The 4,735-nt window shown below is 67.1% G+C and carries 4 protein-coding genes; 3 read left to right on the top strand and 1 reads right to left on the bottom strand.

Annotated features, from left to right (window positions below; genetic code table 11):
- The first annotated feature begins 218 nt into the window (after positions 1 to 218).
- From MHW47_RS32070 to MHW47_RS32060, 3 genes are read left to right on the top strand one after another with little or no spacing between them, the layout of a single operon-like run.
- Entirely contained in the window at positions 219 to 1,313 is a 1,095-nt protein-coding gene (locus MHW47_RS32070) for a tyrosine-type recombinase/integrase (protein WP_308381737.1), read from the top strand.
- 2 nt (positions 1,314 to 1,315) lie between these two features.
- Positions 1,316 to 1,645, top strand: coding sequence for a helix-turn-helix transcriptional regulator (locus MHW47_RS32065; RefSeq protein ID WP_239227373.1), 330 nt, complete (start codon positions 1,316 to 1,318; stop codon positions 1,643 to 1,645).
- On the top strand, positions 1,642 to 4,077 hold the full coding sequence (locus MHW47_RS32060; RefSeq protein WP_239227371.1) for a hypothetical protein: 2,436 nt from the start codon (positions 1,642 to 1,644) through the stop codon (positions 4,075 to 4,077). Before MHW47_RS32065 ends, MHW47_RS32060 begins: the two co-directional genes overlap by 4 nt.
- A gap of 6 nt (positions 4,078 to 4,083) precedes the next feature.
- Here MHW47_RS32060 and MHW47_RS32055 read toward each other — a convergent pair whose 3' ends face one another.
- Positions 4,084 to 4,659, bottom strand: coding sequence for an Imm21 family immunity protein (locus tag MHW47_RS32055; RefSeq protein ID WP_239227370.1), 576 nt, complete (start codon positions 4,657 to 4,659; stop codon positions 4,084 to 4,086).
- Positions 4,660 to 4,735: the final 76 nt, after the last annotated feature.

Genomic DNA, 4,735 nt, shown 5'->3' with positions numbered 1-4,735 from the left:
AACCCCGGGGAATTGCATCAGATGCGTGATCCCTACAGGGCCCATGCCGCTGTGATGCGGGAAGTCTAGCGTCCTCGCTCTGTCCGGCACGTTGACGTGATCGAAGCTCTGACCTGGCGGTTTGGTAGCGATCAGTCATTAGATGCATGATTCTGCCCTCTAGTGAGAGGGGGTGGGGAGTGTCCGAAGGTACTCGTGAAGTCGCTGGCTCTGCTCGGTTGGAGCTGGTCTCGGGGGTGCATCTGCTGCACCCCGAGGACGCAGTGTGGGAGGCGATGCTGGCGGGATGGGCACGCCAGCAGATCGGCGGCCGTGGCCTTGCGAAGAAGACGGTGAGCGACCGTCGCAAGATCGTCGAGCAGTTCAGGGACTTCACCAACGAGTACCCGTGGAAGTGGGCGGCCGCGGACATCGACGAGTGGATGGCCGACCTGGTGATGCGCCACGACCGGGCCAAGACAACGCTGCGCACCTACCAGGGGGCCGTGGGCGTGTTCATGGACTACTTGCTCAACCCGGTCTATGGGTGGGTGGAGGTCTGTCTGGAGAGGTTCGGTACGCACCCGACGCCGATCCTGCACGACGGCAACCGGCGCGAGCACCTCGTGGACTACGAGGGCGATGAAAACCGCCGGCCGATGACGCGGGAAGAGTGCCAGCTGTTCTTCGACCACATCGACGAGCGGGTCGAGAAGGCCGTCAAGCGGGGCCGCAAGGGGGCCTTGACCGCCTACCGCGACTCCACGCTGTTCAAGACGATTTACGGGTGGGGGCTGAGAGCCTCGGAGGCGTCCGGCCTGGACGTCGTCGACCTCTACCGCAACGTGAAGGCTCCGCAGTTCGGCCGGTACGGCATGGTGCACGTCCGCAAGGCCAAGGGCACCAAGGGCTCGGGACCTCGGCGCCGGAACGTCGCCAGCATCAAGCCGTGGGCGGTCGAGGCCCTGGAGGACTACGTCGTCAACCTCCGGCCCCGCTACGGCTTCCCCGGCCACCCGGCCCTCTGGCTGACCGAACGCGGCGGCCGGCTCCGGGTCCGAGAGATCGAGGCCCGGTTCGCCCTCTACCGCGACGAGCTGGATCTCCCCAAAGAACTCGTGCCGCACTGCCTTCGGCACTCCTACGTGACGCACAACATCGAGGACGGCGTCGACCCCAGGTTCATCCAAGAACAGGTCGGCCACCTCTATGCGTCCACGACCGCCCTCTACACCGCGGTCAGCGACGACTTCGCGAACACGATGATGGTCAAGGCCATCGACCTGGCCTTCGGTAACGACTCCGGCCTCACGGGCCGGGAACGGAACGGATGACGATGACGGTCAAGCTCGACTACAAGTGGCATCTGCGCGAGGTCATGGCGACCAGGGGCATGTTCTCCACCACCGACCTGCGGCCTCTGCTGGCCGAGCGGGGTATCGACCTGTCGGCCAGCCAGGTCTACCGCCTGGTGGTCGAGACGCCGGAACGGCTCAACCTCAAGGTGCTGATGGCCCTGCTCGACATCCTCGGCTGTTCAATGGACGACCTGATCGAGCCGGTCGCCGCGGGCAGGCCCCGGGCGAACAAGGCCGCGGACGGCACCGAGACCACCGGTGTCGGCAACTTCCGGCCCAAGCGGGCCCGGATCGTCGGGCCGTCGTGACCACCATCCCGAGGACCGAGACGGACCCGAACGCGGTGATCATCGACCTCATTGCCGCCGTCGAACCTGACTTGCCGCCGCAGACGGTCCAGCAGGCGATATCTCAGGCCGTGCACGCCAAGCCGCGTGCTGTCCTCCTGGCCCGGACGCTGGAGCGCGATCCTGGGCTGCTGACCTCGGGCCGGGCCGAAGGCCCGGCTTCGGTTGAACGCCTGATCCGTCTTCTCACGCAGGCCGGCGCCGTCAACGTCGTCCGGCCGCCCTGCTCGCGCTGCGGCAGGCTGGGGCCACTCACGAACACCAACGGCTTTGGCCTGCGGACCTGTGCCCCATGCGGCGGGAGACGCCCGGACACGCCATGGGCGTGTGCCGGCTGCGGCAACAGCAAGACCCCGCGATACGGGCTGGACTGCTCCGGTCGTGAAGTATGCCGGTCCTGCTACCGGGCGGAGTGCACCGGGGATCCAGCCGCCGACCTCCTGAACTATCTCAACGGCCTCGCTCTCGGGCTCGGCGAGTCCGTGCTCCAAGAGGTGATCGCCGAGGTCACCAAGGGCAACACCTCCATCACCCGGCGCCTGCTCTGGGACGTTCAGAACCAGCCGGGCCTGCTGGCCGGGCAGGCCCACCACCACGGGCCCCGGACCCTGCTTCTGGCCGAGCGACTGCACCAGGCCGGCGCCGCCGGTGTCCCAGCACCGAAGTGCCCGCACTGCGATCGCACCGTCCGGCTCAGCCACTCCATCAAGCGGCTCCGGGTCTGCGGCACCTGCTACAACCGCTCAACAGCCAAGCCCTGCACGCACTGCGGTCGCTCCCGACCTGTCGCCGGACGCACACCCGACGGCTCGCCCATCTGCAGCGACTGCCGCGACAAGGACGCCACCTGCCAGGAGGAATGCGTCGGCTGCGGCCGTCACCGGGCCGTTTCCGCCCGCACCGAGGACGGGCCGCTCTGCAAGGCATGCCGCAAGCCGCCCACGATGCAGTGCGGCGGCTGCGGCAAGGTCCGCCCCTGTTTCCATGCCGCCGCCGGCACCCCGCGCTGCCGGGCCTGCCTGATGACACTGGAGCCCTGCACCGACTGCGGGCGCACCTTGCGCGTGGTCGCCCGGACACCTCGGGGACCGTTCTGCGAGAACTGCTGGGAGGTCGCCCCAGAGGCCCGCAAGCCGTGTCAGCAGTGCGGCACCGTCGAGAAGCTCTTCCACTACGGCCTCTGCCGCCGATGCGCCGGCGAACGGCACCTGAGGAACCTGCTGACCTCACCGGACGGCACCATCCGGCCTGAACTCGACAAGATCGTGGACGCGCTACTGAACTTCAACTCGCGACGGACACTGCTCTATCTGCGGGAGTCGGCGACCGCCACCCGTCTGGTCACCGACCTCGCCTCCGGAGCCTGCGAGCTCACCCACGAGGCCCTTGATGCCCGCAGGACCGGGCAGAGGGACATGGCCCTCGACTACTTCCGCGCCGTCCTCGTCTCCGCTGGCATCCTGCCCGTCCGCGACGAGTACATGGCCCGGCTGGAGCAGTGGATCGACCGGAAGCTCGACACGATCGACGACACCGAGGACCGCAAGCTGATCACCGCCTTCGCCCGCTGGGACCGCATCGCACGCCTGAGGCGACGATCCCGCGGCAAGCCGATATCCGCCCAAGCGGCCGACATCATCCAGACCCAGATCGTCAAGGCCATCGCCTTGCTCGACTGGATCAAGAACCAGGGCGAAACTCTGGCCACCTGCCAGCAAGCACACATCGACCTCTGGCTCACCTCCGAAGACCACCAAGGCCCCTACACCGCCAAACCGTTCGTCACCTGGGCGGTACGCAGCAAGTTCGCCTTCAACATCAGCATCCCCGCCCGCCCCCGGCGCGTCTCCCACCTCCCGCTGGACGCCGACGCACGCTGGAGGATCGCCCGTCGGCTCCTGAACGACGACTCGATCGAGACCAAGGACCGCGTCGCCGGGCTGATGGTCCTGCTCTATGGCCAGACCCCCGCCCGAACCTGCCGTCTGACCACCGCACATGTCATCCAGGACGACAAGGGCGTCGCCCTTCAACTCCACGAGATCCCATTGAGGATGCCGCCGCCTCTGGACACCCTGGTCCTCCGACTCGTCGACATCGCCGACGATCACCAGCACACCGTGACGGCGAACGAGTCCAACACACCCTGGCTCTTCCCGACCCAACAGCCGGGTAAGCACCTGACCAGCGGCCAGCTCCTCGCCCGACTCCGAAAGATCGGGCTCCCCTCCGAGTCCGGTCGTTGCGCGGCCCTGCTCGACATCTGCACCACGATGCCCGCGGGCGTCCTCGAACGGCTCCTCGGAATCAGCCCCGCCGCTGCCGACCGATGGGCCGCCGGAGCCGTCAGAGCCGCCTACGCGGCCGAGGTGGCCCGCCGATCAGACGGCTGAGACCGATTACGCAGGAATGAGCTGGACGATCCCCACCCACGGAAAGTCGCCCGTCTTGTGAAATGCGCGAACGCTCCAGCGTCCTGCCGGCACGGAAACTTGGGCCTGTTCCGGCAAGCCTTCCTGATCCGGGTACTCCACGGCCAGGTCAGCTCCGGCTACAGCGGAGTCCAGGAGAACCGCTGCCCCATCGACCTCCCAGACACCACAGTCTTCCCAGTCGGTCGCGGGGTCCTCGATGACGGCCTTGGCAGCTTCAAGCAGCTCGGCGTCAGAGTCGGCGGCCAGCCATCGCAGGAAGATGTTCTGCTCAGGGAGGTAGCAGGTCGTGGCGGGCTCGTCGGCCAACACCAGCCCGGACCCCTCGGTGCCGACCTCGACGATCCCAGCCCAGCCCTCCACGTCACATGCACGGTCGTAGTCGTCGGGAACATCGGTGCCGCCGACGATGACTCCGTCTTCCGTGCATCCGGCCCACTGGTCCAGCGCAGAGACCGGGATAACGATCAAGGGGCCACCCATCGACTGCACCCAAGCAAGATCGGCATGGAGGTGACGAGAAACGTTGCGAGATGCGGTCATGTGGTCAGTCTGCCCTTGCCCACTGACACCACCTGAAGCGCTATTCCACACAGACGAATATCCGAACCTACCGATA

The organism is Streptomyces sp. OfavH-34-F, assembly GCF_022347745.1.
Classification (GTDB): Bacteria; Actinomycetota; Actinomycetes; order Streptomycetales; family Streptomycetaceae; genus Streptomyces.
The sequence above is the reverse complement of the archived record's forward strand: the minus strand, read 5'-3'. Positions and strand labels throughout refer to the sequence as shown.

Excerpts from the sequence above, each read along its gene's own strand:
- MHW47_RS32065 (WP_239227373.1), top strand. The coding sequence starts at position 1,316 with ATGACGGTCAAGCTCGACTACAAGTGGCATCTGCGCGAGGTCATGGCG.
- MHW47_RS32055 (WP_239227370.1), bottom strand. The coding sequence starts at position 4,659 with ATGACCGCATCTCGCAACGTTTCTCGTCACCTCCATGCCGATCTTGCT.